1 protein-coding gene is annotated in these 367 nt (G+C 41.7%); it reads left to right on the top strand.

What is annotated here, in order from left to right; all coding sequences use genetic code 11:
• Positions 1-137 precede the first annotated feature (137 nt).
• Positions 138-367, top strand: a 230-nt coding sequence (locus FLQ44_RS02060) for a single stranded DNA-binding domain-containing protein (RefSeq protein ID WP_170252717.1), incomplete at its 3' end; no start/stop codon positions are given.

The raw sequence follows: 367 nt of genomic DNA, 5'->3' as shown, positions 1-367 counted from the left end.
CGACGAGTTAGAAACTAACTTCCGTTATAACGATGCAGTTCTTCGTAACTTAATCGTTCACACTAAAGCGGCAGTAACTGAAGCGTCACCAATGGTGAAAGCGAAAGAAAGCAAAGTTGCTGAAGCGGTAGCTGAAGTTGAATCAGAGGAAGCTGGCGAGTAATTCGCCGATTGATAATTGCTTAATTCTGAGCGGCTCGGTCGCTTCAACGGTTAAGCAAAGCCAAAACCCGTTAGGGGTTCCGAATTACCGTTTTTGGCTTGAACATCGTTCAATTCAAACCGAAGTAAATTTAGAGCGTCAAGCGTGGTGTAAAATCCAAGTGATTTTAAATGGCAATCAATTTAGTTTAATAACCCAACAAAT

Source organism: Vogesella mureinivorans (assembly GCF_007644035.1).
Taxonomy (GTDB): Bacteria; Pseudomonadota; Gammaproteobacteria; order Burkholderiales; family Chromobacteriaceae; genus Vogesella; species Vogesella mureinivorans.
This window is presented reverse-complemented; position numbering and strand designations above follow the sequence as displayed.